This window comes from Sphingomonas naasensis, assembly GCF_004792695.1.
Lineage (GTDB): Bacteria > Pseudomonadota > Alphaproteobacteria > Sphingomonadales > Sphingomonadaceae > Sphingomonas > Sphingomonas naasensis.
The window spans coordinates 859,893-876,080 of the sequence record NZ_SRXU01000001.1; the positions used below are offsets into that span (position 1 = coordinate 859,893).

At 69.0% G+C, this 16,188-nt stretch carries 18 protein-coding genes; 8 read left to right on the top strand and 10 right to left on the bottom strand.

What is annotated here, in order from left to right:
• Window positions 1-18: 18 nt before the first annotated feature.
• Window positions 19-750 (bottom strand): ComF family protein, encoded by a 732-nt coding sequence (locus tag E5A74_RS03975; protein WP_135982932.1) that lies wholly within the window; start codon window positions 748-750, stop codon window positions 19-21.
• Between E5A74_RS03975 and E5A74_RS03980 the strand changes: the two genes are divergently transcribed.
• Window positions 749-1,645: a class I SAM-dependent methyltransferase gene (locus E5A74_RS03980; RefSeq protein ID WP_135982933.1), complete on the top strand. Its 897-nt coding sequence runs from the start codon at window positions 749-751 to the stop codon at window positions 1,643-1,645. The genes E5A74_RS03975 and E5A74_RS03980 overlap by 2 nt on opposite strands.
• Here E5A74_RS03980 and E5A74_RS03985 read toward each other — a convergent pair.
• Window positions 1,623-2,063, bottom strand: a complete 441-nt coding sequence (locus E5A74_RS03985; protein ID WP_420822482.1) for a (deoxy)nucleoside triphosphate pyrophosphohydrolase — start codon at window positions 2,061-2,063, stop codon at window positions 1,623-1,625. The genes E5A74_RS03980 and E5A74_RS03985 overlap by 23 nt on opposite strands.
• Window positions 2,064-2,110: 47 nt before the next feature.
• On the opposite strand from E5A74_RS03985, the gene E5A74_RS03990 reads away from it, so the two are divergent.
• From E5A74_RS03990 to E5A74_RS04000, 3 genes are all read left to right on the top strand, one after another.
• Entirely contained in the window at window positions 2,111-2,293 is a 183-nt protein-coding gene (locus E5A74_RS03990) for a Flp family type IVb pilin (RefSeq protein WP_135982934.1), read from the top strand.
• Window positions 2,294-2,425: 132 nt separating this feature from the next.
• Window positions 2,426-2,593 carry a Flp family type IVb pilin gene (locus tag E5A74_RS03995; protein WP_135982935.1) on the top strand — a complete coding sequence of 56 codons (168 nt, stop codon included), beginning with the start codon at window positions 2,426-2,428 and terminating at the stop codon, window positions 2,591-2,593.
• Between the two features lie 180 nt (window positions 2,594-2,773).
• The gene (locus tag E5A74_RS04000) at window positions 2,774-2,935 is read left to right on the top strand and encodes a Flp family type IVb pilin (protein ID WP_135982936.1); all 162 of its coding nucleotides are present in this window, start codon (window positions 2,774-2,776) and stop codon (window positions 2,933-2,935) included.
• A gap of 79 nt (window positions 2,936-3,014) precedes the next feature.
• Here E5A74_RS04000 and E5A74_RS04005 read toward each other — a convergent pair whose 3' ends face one another.
• The 3 genes from E5A74_RS04005 to E5A74_RS04015 form a co-directional block, all read right to left on the bottom strand.
• A complete protein-coding gene (locus tag E5A74_RS04005; protein WP_135982937.1) occupies window positions 3,015-3,962 on the bottom strand; it encodes an acetyl-CoA carboxylase carboxyltransferase subunit alpha in 948 nt (315 codons plus the stop codon).
• A gap of 63 nt (window positions 3,963-4,025) precedes the next feature.
• Window positions 4,026-4,934, bottom strand: a complete 909-nt coding sequence (locus E5A74_RS04010) for a tyrosine-type recombinase/integrase (RefSeq protein ID WP_276469513.1) — start codon at window positions 4,932-4,934, stop codon at window positions 4,026-4,028.
• Complete coding sequence (locus E5A74_RS04015; RefSeq protein WP_240699631.1) at window positions 4,931-6,721, bottom strand: hypothetical protein; 1,791 nt, start codon at window positions 6,719-6,721, stop codon at window positions 4,931-4,933. The genes E5A74_RS04010 and E5A74_RS04015 overlap by 4 nt, the downstream gene beginning before the upstream one ends.
• A gap of 191 nt (window positions 6,722-6,912) precedes the next feature.
• Here E5A74_RS04015 and E5A74_RS04020 point away from each other — a divergent pair, with 191 nt between their 5' ends.
• From E5A74_RS04020 to E5A74_RS04035, 4 genes are all read left to right on the top strand, one after another.
• The gene (locus E5A74_RS04020; protein ID WP_135982938.1) at window positions 6,913-7,452 is read left to right on the top strand and encodes a shikimate kinase; all 540 of its coding nucleotides are present in this window, start codon (window positions 6,913-6,915) and stop codon (window positions 7,450-7,452) included.
• Window positions 7,449-8,549, top strand: a complete 1,101-nt coding sequence (gene aroB, locus E5A74_RS04025) for a 3-dehydroquinate synthase (protein ID WP_135982939.1) — start codon at window positions 7,449-7,451, stop codon at window positions 8,547-8,549. The genes E5A74_RS04020 and aroB overlap by 4 nt, the downstream gene beginning before the upstream one ends.
• 195 nt (window positions 8,550-8,744) lie before the next feature.
• Window positions 8,745-10,619 (top strand): M1 family metallopeptidase, encoded by a 1,875-nt coding sequence (locus E5A74_RS04030; protein WP_135982940.1) that lies wholly within the window; start codon window positions 8,745-8,747, stop codon window positions 10,617-10,619.
• A 204-nt stretch (window positions 10,620-10,823) separates the two neighbouring features.
• Window positions 10,824-12,419: a serine hydrolase gene (locus tag E5A74_RS04035; RefSeq protein ID WP_135982941.1), complete on the top strand. Its 1,596-nt coding sequence runs from the start codon at window positions 10,824-10,826 to the stop codon at window positions 12,417-12,419.
• Window positions 12,420-12,424: 5 nt separating this feature from the next.
• On the opposite strand, the gene E5A74_RS04040 is transcribed toward E5A74_RS04035, so the two are convergent.
• Genes E5A74_RS04040 through E5A74_RS04060 form a run of 5 tightly spaced genes read right to left on the bottom strand, consistent with a single transcriptional unit; the run spans window position 12,425 to window position 16,146 of the window.
• Window positions 12,425-13,234, bottom strand: a complete 810-nt coding sequence (locus E5A74_RS04040) for a polysaccharide lyase (RefSeq protein ID WP_135982942.1) — start codon at window positions 13,232-13,234, stop codon at window positions 12,425-12,427.
• On the bottom strand, window positions 13,231-13,569 hold the full coding sequence (locus tag E5A74_RS04045) for a DUF423 domain-containing protein (protein WP_135982943.1): 339 nt from the start codon (window positions 13,567-13,569) through the stop codon (window positions 13,231-13,233). Before E5A74_RS04045 ends, E5A74_RS04040 begins: the two co-directional genes overlap by 4 nt.
• Window positions 13,566-13,943, bottom strand: coding sequence for a diacylglycerol kinase (locus tag E5A74_RS04050; RefSeq protein ID WP_135982944.1), 378 nt, complete (start codon window positions 13,941-13,943; stop codon window positions 13,566-13,568). The genes E5A74_RS04045 and E5A74_RS04050 overlap by 4 nt, the downstream gene beginning before the upstream one ends.
• A complete protein-coding gene (locus E5A74_RS04055) occupies window positions 13,940-15,721 on the bottom strand; it encodes a cation:proton antiporter domain-containing protein (protein WP_135982945.1) in 1,782 nt (593 codons plus the stop codon). Before E5A74_RS04055 ends, E5A74_RS04050 begins: the two co-directional genes overlap by 4 nt.
• A complete protein-coding gene (locus E5A74_RS04060) occupies window positions 15,721-16,146 on the bottom strand; it encodes an iron-sulfur cluster assembly scaffold protein (RefSeq protein WP_135982946.1) in 426 nt (141 codons plus the stop codon). Before E5A74_RS04060 ends, E5A74_RS04055 begins: the two co-directional genes overlap by 1 nt.
• Window positions 16,147-16,188 lie beyond the last annotated feature (42 nt).

A 16,188-nucleotide genomic window follows, 5' to 3' on the forward strand; every position in this document is an offset into this window, starting at 1 on the left:
GGTGCGTCCGCGCGCTTGTCAATCCAGCGCTTCCGCGTCGAGAACGCGCGCCCAGCAAAGAAGGATCACTTTGTCGGCCCCCCCGCGCTTGAGCAGGCGCGCGCACGCGGTGCCGGTCGCCCCGCTGGTATAGACATCGTCGACGAGCACCACGGTCTTGCCGGCGAGCTTCGCCTTCGCGTCCACAGCGAGCGCGAACGCCCCGGCCACCGCCTTGGCCCGCCCGCGCGCGCCGAGCCCGCGCAGGATCGGCGTTGCCTTCGCCCGCCTGAGAAGCGCGCTGTCGCAGGCGATCCCCGAGCTGCGCGCGAGTATCCCGGCGATCAGCGCGGCCTGGTTGAACCCGCGCGACCAGATCCGCCAGCGATGCAGCGGCACCGGCACCAGCAGATCCGCGCCTTCGGGCATCAATCGCGCCATCGCCCGCGCCATCGTGCCCGCGCAGGCGAGCCTTCCCGAATATTTGAGCTTGAGCGCCACCTCGCGCGCGATGTCGCCATAGGCCACCGCGGCGCGCACCCCGTCATGGACCGGCGGATCGGCGAGGCATTCGACGCAGCACGCGCCATCGCCGCGATCGAACGCGAACGGCATTTGGCACGTCGCGCACCAAGGCGGCCCGAGAAAGCGCAACGCGCCCCAGCACGCCGCGCAGAAGCGGTGATCCGCGGCGGTCACTTCCCCGCAACCCGGGCAGCGCGGCGGCAGCGCAAGATCGGCAAGCCGGGCAAGGGAAGCGAGCGCAGCCATGGACCTGCTTGTCGCGAGCGCTGGCACGCTGCACAAGCCGGGCGTGTCCGATTCTGCAAACCCCTCCGAAATCTTTTCGCGCGCGGCCCGTCGGCGGCGGCGTGATCGCGCTGCGCCCGGCTATGTCGGCTTCGCCTTTCTGCGCGAGCATATGCTCGAGGGGCTGCTCGAGCGGCTCGACGCGGTGAAGCGCGAGTTCCGCGATGTGCTCGATCTCGGGAGCTTCGCCGGCGATTTGCAGATACCGGGCGCGCGCATCGCCCGGCTCGACGCCGGTTTCGCTTTCGCCCGCGCCGCCGGCGGCGTGCAGGCCGATGAAGACCGCCTCCCCTTCGCCGATGCCAGTTTCGATCTGGTCATCTCGGCCGGAGTGCTCGACCAAGTCAACGATGTGCCGGGCGCGCTGGCGCTGGCGCGACGCGTGCTTCGCCCCGACGGCCTCTTCCTCGGCGCCTTTGCCGGCGCCGGCACGCTGGCCACGCTGCGCGCCTGCCTGCGCGAGGCGGAGGCCGAGCAGCCCGCTGCACGCTTCCATCCCCAGATCGATGTGCGCGCGGCTGGCGATCTGCTCGCGCGCGCCGGGTTCGCGCTCCCGGTTTCCGATCTCGAGACCTTGCTGGTCCGCTATGCCGGGCTGCCCAATCTGCTGCGCGACCTGCGCGGCATGGCGGCGACCAATTTGCTGCCGAACCCCGCGCCGCTCACCCGCGAGACCCTCGTCCGCACTTCGGCCGCCTTCGCCGATCGCGCCGAGGAGGATGGCCGCACCCCCGAGCGGTTCGAGATCGTCTATCTGACCGGCTGGGCACCCGATCCCTCGCAGCCCAGGGCCGCGCGTCCCGGCAGCGCGACCGCTTCGCTGGCGGACGCGCTCAGGCCGAAACCGACGAACTGAGCAGCCGCTCGAGCGCGTCGACCAACGGCACGTCTGCCGGCGGCATTGCCAGCGCCCGCATCGCCGCGGGATGCACCCAGCGCAGCGCGCTCGCATGCCGCGGCTCAGGCGTGCCTTGCCAGGCATCGGCGCGGTACAGCAACAGGAGCAGATGACGCGCGCCCAGCGTCTCGCTGGCGAAGGCGATGGGGGTCAGCGCGCCGGGTTCGGCTTCGATGCCGAGTTCCTCGGCTAGCTCGCGCACCAGCGCCGCTTCGGGCACTTCGCCCGGCTCGACCTTGCCGCCGGGAAATTCCCACAGCCCCGCCATCGGCTTGCCCGGCGGACGTTGCTGCACGAGCACGCGCCCCTCCGCGTCCACCAGCGCCACGGCGACCACCAGCAATAGTCCGGAAACCGGGTTCGACACTTCGTTAATTCTCTTTCGCTATTTGCGTCGCATCCTCTGGAGGAGAAGCGGGCGATATGCGAGCCCTTGTGAAGACGATCCATCGCGTGGCCCGTGATACCAGGGCGGCCACCGCAGTCGAATACGGCCTGATTTGTGCGCTGATCGTGCTTGCCATCATGGCGGCGCTGCTGGCGCTCGGAACGGTGACCAGCGACATGTGGAACAATGTCAGCACCAAGGTCCAGACCGCCAGCTAAAGATGCCTAACAGGTCGGTAACACACTGATTTAGGCGTTTTTTTACAACTCTTCTCTAGGGTGATTCATGCCGTACCGGATCTCCGGGCCGGCCGGGTGAATGAAGTAGTTCTAGAACGTTGGAGACCGGTTATGCAGAAGATTCGCAACTTCGTTAAGAATTCCAAGGGCGCCACCGCGATCGAGTACGGCCTGATCGCCGCTCTCATCGCCGTCGCCGCGATTGCCGCGATGCAGGGTCTGGGCAACCAGCTCAACAAGACCTTCGGCAACGTCACGTCGAACATGAAGGCTTCGTAAGCCTCTTTCGACTGAACCGAAAAGAGAGGGCGGCGGAACTTCGGTTCCGCCGCCCTTTTTCGTTGCGCGCCTCGCACGGCAGACACCTTCACTCTTCTTCATCTTTCATTGACTTTTGTTCCGCATACGGAACGAGGCCGGCGCCCCGCGCGCGGCTGTGGTTTCTGTGGGAGTGAACCGATGATCCGCAAGTTTCTGAAGAACTCGAAGGGCGCCACCGCGATCGAATACGGCCTTATCGCCGCGCTCATCGCCGTCGCCGCCATTGCCGCGATGCAGGGCCTGGGCAACCAGCTCAACAAGACTTTCGGCAACGTCGAATCGAACATGAAGGCCACCTAGGCCGCGTTCGACGAACCAACGCGAAGGGCGGCGGAACCGGGTTCCGCCGCCCTTTTCGTTTTTGAGGGTCGCTGCGGGCCTAGATCCGGCCCATCGCGAGGAACTTGCTGCGGCGCGCGTGGCGCAGGGCTTCGGGCGACAGCCCCTCCAGCCCGCCGAGCGCCGCCTCGACGGCATCGCCGAGCGCCTGCACCGCGGCACCGGGGTCGCGATGCGCACCGCCCAGCGGCTCGCCGATGATGCCGTCGATCACCTTGAGCTCCTTGAGGTGCTGCGCGGTCACCTTCATCGCCTCCGCGGCATCCGCCGCCTTGTCGGCGGTGCGCCACAGGATCGAGGCACAGCCTTCGGGCGAGATCACCGAATAGACCGCGTGCTCCATCATCAGCACCTTGTTGCCCGCGGCGAGCGCCACCGCGCCGCCCGAGCCGCCTTCGCCAAGGATCGTCGCGACCAGCGGCACGCCGAGATTGAGGCAGGCTTCGGTCGAGCGCGCGATCGCTTCAGCCTGGCCGCGCTCCTCGGCTTGCACCCCGGGAAACGCGCCCGAAGTGTCGACCAGGGTGATCACCGGCAGTTTGAACTTGTCGGCCAGCGCCATCAGCCGGATCGCCTTGCGATAGCCTTCGGGCTTGCCCATGCCGAAATTATGCTTGAGCCGGCTGGCGGTATCGTCGCCCTTCTCATGGCCGATCACCATCACCCGGCGGCCGCGGAAACGCCCGAGCCCGCCGAGGATCGCATTGTCGTCGGCAAAGGCGCGATCGCCGCCCAGCGGCGTGAAATCCTCGATCAGCCCCGCGACATAATGTTTGAAGTGCGGCCGCTCCGGGTGCCGCGCGACTTGCGTCTTCTGCCACGGCGTGAGCCTGGCATAGGTGTCGTGGAGCAGCTTTTCGGCCTTGGCCTGAAGCGGCGCGATCTCCGCGTCGATGTCGACCGCGCCACCTTCGGCAGTGCGGCGAAGCTCGTCGATCCGGCTCTGCAGCTCGGCGATCGGTTTCTCGAAGTCGAGGAAAGTGGTCATCGCTGCGCGGGCTAGTCCTGCCGGTTCGTTACGTCAACGACGGCCACGATCCAAATATCCCTGTCACCGTCCCTTGCGCCCGAGCGCTTCGGCCAGCGGATGCCGCTCGTTGACCAGCGCGACCAGCCGTCGGCTGTCGACATGGGTGTAGATTTCGGTGGTGGCGATGTCGGCATGGCCCAGCATCGCCTGCAGCGCGCGCAGATCCGCGCCGCCTTCGAGCAGATGCGTCGCGAAGGCGTGGCGCAGCACGTGCGGGCTGACGCGCTCGGGCGGAATCCCCGCCTCGGCCGCGAGCGCGCGGATCAATTGATAGAGCCGCACGCGCGACAGATGGCTCTTGCCCGAGGGAAACAGCCATGCCCGTGCGCTGTCGACATGCGCGCGCCATTCGGCCACCGCCGCCCGCGCGCGGTCCGAGATCGGCACCAGCCGCTCGCGCCCGCCCTTGCCCTTGAGGATCAGATAGGGCCGGTCGGGCGCCACGGCGTTGCGCGGCAGCGAAACGAGCTCGGTCGCGCGCAGTCCCGATCCGTAGAGCAGCTCGACCAGCGCCGCGAGCCGCAGATCGAGCGGATCGGCCGGCACCCGCGCCTGACGGGCGGCGATCACCGCGAACATCGCGTCGACGTCGCCGATGCTCAGCACCTTGGGAAGCGAACGCGCCGTCCCCGGCCGCGGCAGCGCGCCGCTCGGATCGTCCTCGCGGAGGCCTTCGTCGGCGAGGAAGGCGAAGAAGCGCCGCAGTGCCGCGGCCTTACGCGCGACCGTCGATCGCGCCAGCGCCTGCCATTCGCCGGCCAGCCGCGCGATCTCCTCCGGTCCGGCGTCTCCAAGGCCTCCGCCGAGCGCCTCGGAGGCGAGCCGCAAATCGGTGCCATAGGCGGCGATGGTGTTGCCCGCCGCGCCGGCCTCGGCCTGCATCATCTCGAGAAAGCGCTCGATCAGCGCGCGATCCTCGAGCTGGCTCAAGCCGCCCGCGTAACCGCCTCCACGGCGATCATCCGCGCGTAATTGACCATTCCCGCCGCGCGCATCGCCGCGACGATGTGGAACAGCGCCTCGGGGGCGACATAGTCCCAGGTCGGCGATTGCATGCCCACGCCGGCGAGCAGCGCCACCGTCGCCGCGTCGCCGCGCTGGCCCGCGGCGTCGATCGCCTGCGTCCAGCCATTGACCCCGCCGATCTGCACGTCGAGCGCGGCGGCCGCGCTCTGCGCGTCGCCTGCGCTCATCCGGTTCAGCCCGGCCAGCCCGGCGAGCAGCATCTGCGCCTTGCGACGCGATGCGCCATCGGCGAAGCCGGTGACGTCGCCTGCCGCCACGCCCGATCTGCCGGGATCGGCGAGCGCGAGCAGCGCCCAGCCCTCGCTCCCGCGCGGCGCCACGCCCCGCCATTCGAGCGCCGCCGCATCGTAGCCCGACGACAGCATCGAGGCGATCAACCGGTCGGTCTCCTCGACCTTGTCGCGTGCCGGAATCCACGAAGCGGCGCGTGCGGTGAGGATCAGCCGGGCATAGCGGGTGCGCGGCGTGGTGGCGGCATCCCACAGCGTCTCGAGCGCCTTGATGCGCGTGCCGACATCGCCGTCGGTATAGGCGGTGCGCAGATCGCGAGCGACGGTCTGCGCCGCCCCGGAATCGCCGCCCTGCTCTATTTCGGAATAGAGATCGACCAGTCCGGCATTGGAGAAAACCCCCGCCGTCGCTGCCAGTTCGGCCGCCGTCGCCCGGGCCACCGGATCGATATTGGGCGCGAGCGCCTGCCAATAGCGCACCTGCGGCGCGGCGGTCTGGTAGAGCTCCGCGGGAACCTCGACTCCGGTCGCCGTCGCGAGGCCCCAGCGCCACGCGGTGAGCTGGCTCACCGGGTTCCATTCGATCGTCACGGCGCGACGGCCCTGCGCGCCGGTGCCGAGCACCTTCTCGGCGAGCAGATTGTCGATGTCCGACGGGCTCGTCCCCGAGCGCGCGCGCTCGAACTGCTTGCCCGCCTCGTTGGGCTTGCCGGCAAGCCCGAGGCACATCGCCTGCGCCAATGCCCAGCCGCGCTGCGCGATCGCTTCGGCGCCCTTGTCCGCGATCGGGCACAAGGCGGCCGGATCGCCCGAGGCGAGCGCCGACTGCATCGCCACCTGATAGAGCCAGGTCGTGTAATTGTCGGTGTCGACATCCTCGATCACCGCGCGCGCGGCATTGGCCTCGCCCATGCGCAGCAGCGCCCAAGCGCGATCGGCGGCGAAATCGGCGCCATTGGCGTTCGCCGGCGTATCGAGCGGCGACATCAACGCGCGGCGCAGCGCGATCGAGACCCAGCGCGACGCGATCGGCGCGTCCATCCGTCGCATCAGGGTCCGGAGGAAGCGTCCATCGGCATGCCCGAACGAATCAGCGGGAAACGGCGCATTGCCCGCCGCGACGATGCCGACGCGATCGAGCGAGCGCCGGGCGAATTCCGGCAGCTCATATCGGGAAAGATCGACCGCGGCGGCCTGCGCGTCGGCCTGCGCGGCGAAATTGCCGAGCGTGTTGTCGAGCGGCAACGCCCCCGGATCGACCGGGAGCGGCTGCTCGATCGGGCGCGCGGGCGCGCTGGTCGCGCCGGGCGCGGGCGCCGGTGCAGGCGTGGGCGCCGGATCGTCGAAGCCGGGCGGCAGCAGCGATTCGGGCGTGTCCTGCCCCAGCGCGGGCACGCCCACGCCGGCCAGCAGCAGCGCCGCCAGCCCGATCCGCGACGCCTTACTTCGTGAGGTTATCAAGCGGGACCACCTTCTCCATACGGACCGGCTCCTTCTCGGAGCTTCGCGTCGAGAGGTAGAAGATTCCCCCCACCAGCACGAGGAGGACGACGATGAGAGCCAGCAGCGAACGGGACATGGAAAGGTCCGTAAATTGAGAAACGCGCGGGCCTTTTGCCCGAGACCCGCCCTCGCTGTATAGCCCCCCGACAATGTTGCAAGCGCATGCTCAAGACTGGCCCTGGAAGGGCAAGCCGCTCGTCCTGATCGGGCTGATGGGTGCCGGCAAGACCACGGTCGGCCGGCGTCTCGCCCAGCGGCTGCGCCTGCCCTTCGTCGATGCCGACCACGAGATCGAGGCCGCGGCGGGAATGACGATCTCCGACATCTTCGAGAAGTTCGGCGAGCCCTATTTTCGCGACGGGGAGCGCCGGGTGATCGCCAGGCTGATCGACGGCACCCCCAAGGTGATCGCCACCGGCGGCGGCGCTTTCCTCAATGCCGAGACGCGCGCGCTGATCCTCGATCAGGCGATCGCGGTATGGCTCGACGCCGAGCCCGCGGTGCTCGCCGATCGCGTGCGCCGCCGCGACACGCGTCCGCTGCTGCGCGGCCGCGATCCCGAAGATATCCTCACCGAATTGGCGGCGGTAAGAAATCCTTTCTATGCGCTCGCGCCGATCCGCGTGCAGAGCATCGCGGCACCGCACGACACCACCGTCGACGAAATTCTGAAGGCGATCCGCGCTTGACCATCGTTCCCGTCGCATTGGGCGACCGCAGCTACGACGTCCGCATCGAGGCCGGACTGCTCGCCCGCGCCGGCGCGGTGCTCGCGCCGCTCGCGCGCGGCCGCACGATGCCGATCGTCACCGACGAACATGTCCTGCCGCATCTCGCCACGCTGCAGGCGAGCCTCGCCGCTGCCGGCGTCGCCAGCGAGGCGATCGTGCTGCCGCCCGGCGAATCGACCAAGAGCTGGGCGCAACTCGAAGCGTTGACCGATCGCCTGCTCGCGCTGGGCGTCGAGCGCAGCGACCATGTCATCGCGCTGGGCGGCGGCGTGATCGGCGATCTCGTCGGCTTCGCGACCTCGATCCTCAAGCGCGGCTGCAATTTCGTCCAGATCCCGACGACCCTGCTCGCGCAGGTCGACAGCTCGGTCGGCGGCAAGACTGCGATCAACAGCCGCGCCGGCAAGAACCTGGTCGGCGCCTTCCACCAGCCCGCGGTCGTGCTGATCGATCCGCAGGTGCTCGATACCCTGCCGCAGCGCGAGCAACGCGCCGGCTATGCCGAGGTCGTCAAATACGGCCTGATCGATGATTTCGCCTTTTTCGAATGGTGCGAGGCCAACGCCGCCGCGCTGCTCGCGGGGGATCCGCGGGCACGCGAGACCGCGATCGCGCACTCGGTCGCCGCCAAGGCGCGCATCGTCGCCGAGGACGAGCGCGAGACGACCGGCAAGCGCGCGCTGCTCAACCTGGGACACACGTTCGGCCACGCGCTCGAGGCCGAGACCGGCTTCTCGGACAAGCTGCTCCACGGCGAGGGCGTCGCCGCGGGCATGGCGCTGGCCTTCGGCTATTCGGCACGCCGCGGCCTGTGCACAGCGCAGGACGCCGCGCGCGTCGCCGCGCATCTCGCCGCGATCGGCCTGCCCAACGGGCTCGCCGCGGCCGGCGTCACTGCCTCGGGCGCGCGGCTGGTCGAGCATATGCTCCACGACAAGAAGATGGCGGCGGGCACCCTGCCTTTCCTGCTCGCTCGCGGCATCGGCCAGACCTTCCTCGACAAGACCGTCGACCTCACCGATGTCGCCGCCTTCCTCGACGAACAGCCTCGCTGACCTTCAAGATCCTCCCTCGCTTTAGCGGGGGAGGTGGCATGCGCAGCATGACGGAGGGGGTCTCGCCGCGAGCGACCTCGCCCGAGGAGATGCCCCCCTCCGTCGCCTTCGGCGCCACCTCCCCCGCTGCGCGAGGGAGGATTTGAAGCGCTCCACTCAGTTGCCGTTCATCGTCGATCGGCATAGCAAGCCGCCATGCAAATCCTCCTTCCCGCGCTCGCCGCTTTCGTGATTGCCGCCCCCGCCGCCGCGCAGCAGGCACAGCCCGCACCGATCCTCACCACCCCCGAGGCCAGGGATGTCTGGACGCACGCCGAGCCGCAGGCCGCGCGTGTCACGCATGTGGATCTCGACCTCGACGTGAGCTTCGAGAGCAAGACCGTCTCGGGCCGCGCATTGCTCGATGTCCTTGCGTCCCCGCACGCGAAGCAGATCGTGCTCGATGTCGACGATCTCGAGATCTTCGAAGTCACCAACGCCGAGCGCAGGCCGCTGCGCTACACGGTCGGTCCGCGGGATAAGGAGCTCGGCTCGGCGCTCACCATCGAACTCCCCGCCGGCACCCGCCAGATCGCGATCCGCTACAGCACCAAACCCGGCGCGTCGGCGCTGCAATGGCTGGCGCCCGAGCTAACCGCCGGCAAGAAGCAGCCCTATCTGTTCAGCCAGGGCCAGCCGATCAACAATCGCAGCTGGATCCCCACGCAGGACAGCCCCGGCATCCGCCAGACCTGGTCGGCCACGATCACCGTGCCCGATGGCTTCGTCGCGGTGATGAGCGGCGAGCGGCTCGATGGCGGCAAGGGCGAACTCGTCCCCCATTACCAGCGGCGTTTCCGCTTCCGGATGGACAAGCCGGTCCCGCCCTATCTGATCGCGCTGGCGGTCGGCGATCTCGCCTTCAAGGCGACCGGTCCGCGCTCGGGCGTGTGGGCCGAACCGAGCCAGCTCGATGCCGCCGCGCACGAAGTCGCCGATGTCGAGAAGATGATCGACGCCGCCGAGGCGCTCTACGGCCCCTATCGCTGGGGCCGCTACGACATGCTCGTGCTGCCGCCGAGCTTCCCGTTCGGCGGGATGGAGAACCCCACCCTCACCTTCCTCACGCCGACGATCATCACCGGCGACCGCTCGAACACCGATGTCGTCGCGCACGAGCTCGCGCACAGCTGGTCGGGCAATCTCGTCACGAACGCGACCTGGTCCGATTCGTGGCTCAACGAGGGCTTCACCACCTATTTCGAGAACCGCATCATGGAGGCGGTCTACGGCAAGGAGCGCGCCGCGATGTACGCCGATCTCGACTGGGACGGCCTCGTCAAGGACATCAAGGACGCCGGCGGCGATGCCGATCCGAGCACGCGCCTGCACGGCGATCCCGGCGCGACCGCGGGGCAGCTCGACTATTTCAAGGGCTCCACCTTCCTCCGCACGATCGAGCAGGCCGTGGGCCGCGACCGCTTCGACGCCTATCTGCGCTCCTATTTCGACCGCCACGCCTTCCAGCCGCAGACCACCGCGGGCTTCCTCGCCGATATCCGCAAGAACCTGATCAAGGGCGACAAGGCGCTCGAGGCCAAGCTCCAGCTCGATCGCTGGGCCTATCAGGCCGGGCTTCCGGAAAACGCCGTGCATGTGAAGTCGGCGACGCTGGCGGAGGTCGATGCCCAGCTCGCTGCAGTCAAGGCGGGCGGCCCGGTCTCCGCGGTCACGCCCAAGGGCTGGGCGACCCAGCAATGGCTGCGCTTCCTCAACGGCTTGCCGCGCGAGCAAACACCCGCGCGGCTCAAGGAGCTTGACGAGACGCTCGGTCTCTCGGCTTCGACCAACGCCTATGTCCGCTCGGCCTGGGCCGAGCTGGCGATCGCCAATCGCTACGAGCCCGCACTCCCTTCGATCCAGGCGTTCGTGAAGAGCGTCGGCCGCGGCCTGCTGATCCGCCCGATCTTCGAGGGGCTGATGGCGCAAGGTGATTGGGGCAAGCCGATCGCAAAGCGCTTCTTCGAGGACGCGCGCCCGACCTATCACCCGGTCACCGCCGCGCAGATCGCGAAGATCGTCTCGAAATAAGCCCCGGTTGTTCCCCTCCCTGCAAGGGAGGGGTTAGGGGTGGGTGAGAAAAGGTCGGGCTCGATGCCCGGCCTTTTCTTCGTTCCAGGCAGTTCGGTGGGCTCGCTTGCGCTCGCACCCTCCCCCGGCCCCTCCCTTGCAGGGAGGGGAGTTGTCTGGGGCGTATTTCCCCCTAAGCTCCCCATCAATCTCGGGGGGACCAGCATGACCGGCCTGCAACTCAATCGCCGCGAGGCGCTCGCCTGGTCGCTCGCCGGGCTCGGCACCGCCGCGCTGCCCGGCCTCGCCTTCGCGCAGGATGCTGCCCAGGCCGATCCGGCGATCGACGGCGTCGTCCAGCGCTTCATGGCGGCGTTCGAGACGCCCGGCATTGCCGTCGCGGTGATCCGCCCCGGCCGTCCGGTCTATCTCAAGGGTTATGGCGTCCGCACGCTCGGCAAGCCCGCGCCGGTCGGGATCCATACCCGCTTCGGCATCGCGTCGAACTCCAAGGCATTCACCGCCGCTTCGCTCGCGATGCTGGTCGAGGAAGGCAAGGTCGCGTGGGACAAGCCGGTCAAGGACTATCTCCCCGATTTCCGCATGCACGATCCGCGCGTTACCGAATTGCTGACCGTCCGCGACCTGCTCGTCCACAATAGCGGCCTCGCGCTCGGCGCCGGCGATCTGATGCAGTTTCCCGCCACCGAACGCCCCGCAAGCGATGCGATCAAGGCGCTACCCTTCCTCGCCGCCGAGCGCGGCTTCCGCACCGGCTATGCCTATGACAATATCCTCTACGTCGTCGCCGGGCTGCTGATCGAGAAGCTCTCGGGCAAGCCGTGGCACGTTTTCGTCTCCGAACGCCTGCTCAAGCCGATCGGAATGACCGATGCGGTCCCGGCGCTGCGCTTCCTGAATACGCAGGACGTCGCCGGCCGCCATGCCCGGCTCGGCCCGCCGGTGCGCGGCATGGGCCCGATGGAAGTGATCGCGCCCGACGAGGGAATCATGACCGACGCCGCCGGCGGCATCAACGCCAGCGTCAGTGACGTCGCCAAATGGCTTCAGCTCCAGCTCGCCGGGGGCAAGCTGCCGGACGGCCGCGCGCTGTGGAGCGCGGCGCAGCAGGCGGAGCTGTGGAAGCCGCAGACGATCGTCGCCTCCTCGGACGGCCCGACCGAGGCGTGGCCCGCGCGCGGCGTCACCCAGACCTATGCGCTCGGCTGGTTCATCCAGGATTTCCGCGGCGAGCGGCTGATCCACCATTCGGGCGGGCTCTCGGGGCAGGTCACCCAGACCGCGATGCTCCCCGGCCGCAAGGCGGCGGTGGTCGTGCTTTCGAACACCGAGGACGCGGTCTCCGGTGGGATCCGCAACGCGCTGCTCGACCAGATCATCGGCGCCCCGGCCTTCGACTGGGTCGCCGCGGTGCGTGCGCGGGTGAAGAAGCAGGAGGCCGATGGCCTTGCCGAACTCGGCAGCGGCGGCGTCGACACGGCTCCCGCCGGCGCGCCCAGCCTGCCGCTATCGGCCTATGCGGGGCGCTACCGCGATCCCTGGTATGGCGACATCCTCGTCACCACCCGCGGCAAGGGCCTCCATATCGATTTCCTGCCCACCCCGGTTTTCAAGAGCATGCTCGAGCCGTGGGGCAAGGACACCTTTCGCACGCGCTTCCCCAAGGGCGCGGGCGAGGACGCGACGGTCACCTTCGTCGTCGCCGACAGCAAGGTCACCGGCGTCACGATGAAGCCGCTCTCGCCGCTGGCCGATTTCAGCTACGACTTCCAGCACCTCGCCTTCGTGCCGGTAGGCTGAGCATATCAGGCGCCGGGACGCGGGCGGATACGCTCTCCGCGATAGACCGCGATATTGTCGAACCACGCATGGACCTCGGCATAGTCGCCCGCCGCGTTGCGCGGTGCCCAGCTCGGGTCATGCCCGCCGTGGAAGGTGTGGAACAGAAAGGTGCTGATCAGTCCTGCCTCGCCGGATCCTCCGCGCAGGCGAATCTTCTCCTGCGCCGACACCAGCACACCGTCGACATAGAGCCGGACGGAACCCTCGCGTCGATCGGCCGCGTCGTTCAGCCGCACATGCAGCGAGATCGCATAATAGCGATCCAGCGCGAAAGCGAAGGGCCGTGCCTCGGGTCCGTCATCGCCATAGGTCCCGCGTTGGTCCTGATGATAGGTATAGGTTACCGGACGCCCTAGCTCACGCCACATCACGCGCGCGCTCCAGCCATCGGGCCGCACCCCATTGCCGCCGGTGACCGGCTCCGCCGGGCCCAGACCGTGCATCTTGCCGCCGCGCACGAACTGGAAATCGCGGTCGAACCGGACGTCGTAGTTGAGCGTATACTCGCCGCCGGCTTCGCCAAGCGGGATCTCATGCGCGGTTCCGTCGCTGCCGGTCGGCCCGCCGGCATAGGTCGTCCGCAATGCGCGCCCGCCGCCGACGCCCGCGCCCGCGACCACGATGAGCCGCGGATCGCGCGTGAGTATCCGATAGACCGCGCCGCGATCGGATTCGAAATCCTCGGCGAGCACCGGCTTCGACGGGGCATGCGAGCCACCCGCCGACGCTGTCAGCACTCCGAGGGCCAGCACCGCGGCCGCCGGGCGTTTCATGGCTTCGCCCGCGCCGCGCCCACCGCGAGGCAGATCCACCCGGCGATCAGCGCGGCACCGCCGATCGGCGTGATCGCGCCGAGCCAGTGCGGCAGCCCCAGCGCCATCAGATACAGCGTTCCGGCGAACAGCCCCGCGCCGCCGACGAACAACCAGGGGGACCGGCGCATGCCCATCCGCACCGCGACCAGCGCCGCGACCGCGTGGATCAACTGATATTGCCCGCCGGTCCGCAGCCATTCCGCCGCCTGCCCCGTGGCGCCGTGCGCGCCGAACGCGCCCGCCGCCACTGCGAGCGCGCCCGAGAGCGCGGCGAGCACCGTCACCAGCTTCATAGGCCGATCTCCGCCAGAAACGCCGGTCCCGTCGCCACCACCATCGCCACGCCCACCACCAGCGCCGCTGCGCTGATCGTCAGCACCGCCCCCGCCAGCATGTCCTTGGCGATCTTGATCGACGGGTGGATGCCGGGATGGAGCAAGTCGATCACCGCTTCCATCGCCGAATTGAGCAGCTCGAGCGCGAGCACCAGCGCGCAGGTTACCGCCACCAGCCCCCACCAGATCGGCGCCGGCCGCAGCACGAGGAGCGCGAGCAGCGCGCAGCCCGCCAGCATGGTCTGCGTTCGGAAGCTCGCCTCGCGCCGCCAGCCGGTGCGGATGCCCTCCAGCGCGAAACCCATGCGCTCGCGGAAGGGCCGGTTCTTCATCGCGGCTCGAGATCCGTCTCGGCCGCCGCGGCCTGGCCGGCCTGGCTGAACATCGAATCGCGCGCGGCATAGATGTCGCCGGTCTCGCGCTGGAGCTTCAATCGCTCGAAATCGCGCCGACGATATTCGGCCTCGGTCTTGTCGATCTCGGCGCCGTCGACCCCGACCGCATCCATCGCGCGCCGCGCCATCACGATCGCGCTCTCGAGCAGCTCGCGCACCGCCCCGGCGATCGGCGCGCCCTTCATCTTCATCACCGAGCGCCGATCATAGGCGCGAACGAAGATCGTCGCGTTCGGAAAGGCGTGGTGGACCCCTTCCAGCGCCTCGGTGTCGAGCCCGTCGCCGTCTTGGCAGAAGAGCAGCAGCTCGGCATCGGCGGCGCCGGCCTGGCGGAGGATGTCGACACGGGTGCCGTCGCCATAATAGACCTTCATCCCGAAGGTGCCCGCGGTCTCGATCATCTCGACATCGGTATCGACCAGCGTGACCGGAATACCCTGGCCGATCAGCATCTGCGCGACCGTCTGGCCGAACCGGCCATAGCCCACGACCACGGCATTCGAGCCTTCGTGCCGGGGACCGTCCAGTCCTTCGGCGCTGCGCTCGGGCTCGGCGCGCAGCTTCTTGGTGGCCATCATCAGGAACGGCGTGGTCGCCATCGACAGCGTGACGATCGCCCCGAAGATGCTCGCCGCCTCGCCGGTGACCAGCATCGCCGACTGCGCCTGGGCGAACAGCACGAAGCCGAACTCGCCGCCCTGGCTCAGCAGCACGCCGAGCGCGAAGGCCTGGCGCTTCTGCATGCCGAAGAGCAGCCCCAGCCCGCTGATCAGCACGGTCTTGGTGGCGATCAGCGCCAGCGCCATGCCGGCGACGAACAACGGCCGCTCGGCGATCGCCGCGAGGTTGAGCGTCATGCCGACGGCGAGGAAGAACATACCGAGCAGGATCGCGCGGAACGGCTCGACATCGGCCTCGAGCTCGTGGCGATAGGGCGAATCGGCGAGCATCACGCCGGCGATGAACGCGCCCAGCGCCGCCGACAGCCCGAGCATCTCCATGATCGCCGCGCTGGCGATCACGGTGAACAGCCCGGCGAAGACGAACATCTCGCGCTCGCCGAGATTGCCGATCAGCCGGAACGCGGGGCGCAGCACATAGCGTCCGACAAGGATCAGCCCGACGATCGCGGCGACGGTGTAGAGACCGAGCAGCCAGCCCGGCGGGCCGCCCATGTCGGCGGGGTTGCGCGACATCGCCGCGACGATCGTGATCAGCGGCACGATCGACAGGTCCTGGAACAGCAGGATCGCGAAGGCGCGCTCGCCGAGCGGGGTGCGCAGCCGGCCCTGCGACTGGAGCAGCGGCAGCACCTGCGCGGTCGAGGACAGCGCCAGCGGCAGCCCGAGCGCCAGCGCCGCCGCGAGCGTCGATTGCGATACCACCCAGACGATCGCGGCGATCGCCAGCCCGCACAGCGTGACCTGCATCAGCCCGAGCCCGAAAATGTCGCGCCGCATCCGCCACAGCCGCGAAGGGCTCAGCTCGAGCCCGACAAGGAACAGCAGCAGCGCGATGCCGAGCTCGGCGATGCCGAGCTTGGTCTCGGCGCCGCCGACCAGCCCGAGCACCTGCGGCCCGACGATCGCGCCGGCGACGAGGAAGCCCAGCGTGGCGCCCAGCCCGAGCCGGCGGAAGATCAGGACGAAGACGAGCGCGAAGCCCAGCATCGGCACGCCATCGTGGAGGAGCGAGCCATCGGCATGGGCTTCCATCAGCGCTGCGCTCCGGCTGCGGCCTCGGCGGCCGCTTCGAAGGCGAGGCGGATCGCGGCGTGGCGGCCGCGATGGACCAGTGCCGGCGCGAAGATTTCCATCCCCGGCCAATCGGGCGGCGCATCGCGCTCGCCGGCGAGCCAGGCAATGAGCTGGTCGCGTGCGACGGCGATCTCGTCGGCGCTGCGCCCGACGACATGCGCCCCCATCAGCGAGGCCGAGGCCTGGCCGAGCGCGCAGGCGCGCACCAGCATCCCGACCGCGGCGACGCGCCCCTCGCCATCGACATCGACATCGACGGTCACCCGGCTCCCGCACACCGGCGAGCGCTTCTCGACGCTCGCGGCGGGATCGGCCAGCCGCTCGTGAAAGGGAATCTCGGCGGCGAGCCGGAGAATCTGCGTGTTGTAGAGCGGCGCGTTCATTCCGCTCCCGACTTAAGGGACCGGGGCCGAGGATGCGACCCC

Bases quoted from the DNA above. Each gene is read 5' to 3' on its own strand.
- E5A74_RS03980 (WP_135982933.1), top strand. From the start codon at position 749: ATGGACCTGCTTGTCGCGAGCGCTGGCACGCTGCACAAGCCGGGCGTG.
- E5A74_RS03975 (WP_135982932.1), bottom strand. From the start codon at position 750: ATGGCTGCGCTCGCTTCCCTTGCCCGGCTTGCCGATCTTGCGCTGCCG.
- E5A74_RS03990 (WP_135982934.1), top strand. From the start codon at position 2,111: ATGCGAGCCCTTGTGAAGACGATCCATCGCGTGGCCCGTGATACCAGG.
- E5A74_RS03995 (WP_135982935.1), top strand. From the start codon at position 2,426: ATGCAGAAGATTCGCAACTTCGTTAAGAATTCCAAGGGCGCCACCGCG.
- E5A74_RS04000 (WP_135982936.1), top strand. From the start codon at position 2,774: ATGATCCGCAAGTTTCTGAAGAACTCGAAGGGCGCCACCGCGATCGAA.
- E5A74_RS04005 (WP_135982937.1), bottom strand. From the start codon at position 3,962: ATGACCACTTTCCTCGACTTCGAGAAACCGATCGCCGAGCTGCAGAGC.
- E5A74_RS04020 (WP_135982938.1), top strand. From the start codon at position 6,913: ATGTTGCAAGCGCATGCTCAAGACTGGCCCTGGAAGGGCAAGCCGCTC.
- E5A74_RS04030 (WP_135982940.1), top strand. From the start codon at position 8,745: ATGCAAATCCTCCTTCCCGCGCTCGCCGCTTTCGTGATTGCCGCCCCC.
- E5A74_RS04035 (WP_135982941.1), top strand. From the start codon at position 10,824: ATGACCGGCCTGCAACTCAATCGCCGCGAGGCGCTCGCCTGGTCGCTC.
- E5A74_RS04040 (WP_135982942.1), bottom strand. From the start codon at position 13,234: ATGAAACGCCCGGCGGCCGCGGTGCTGGCCCTCGGAGTGCTGACAGCG.
- E5A74_RS04045 (WP_135982943.1), bottom strand. From the start codon at position 13,569: ATGAAGCTGGTGACGGTGCTCGCCGCGCTCTCGGGCGCGCTCGCAGTG.
- E5A74_RS04050 (WP_135982944.1), bottom strand. From the start codon at position 13,943: ATGAAGAACCGGCCCTTCCGCGAGCGCATGGGTTTCGCGCTGGAGGGC.
- E5A74_RS04055 (WP_135982945.1), bottom strand. From the start codon at position 15,721: ATGGAAGCCCATGCCGATGGCTCGCTCCTCCACGATGGCGTGCCGATG.
- E5A74_RS04060 (WP_135982946.1), bottom strand. From the start codon at position 16,146: ATGAACGCGCCGCTCTACAACACGCAGATTCTCCGGCTCGCCGCCGAG.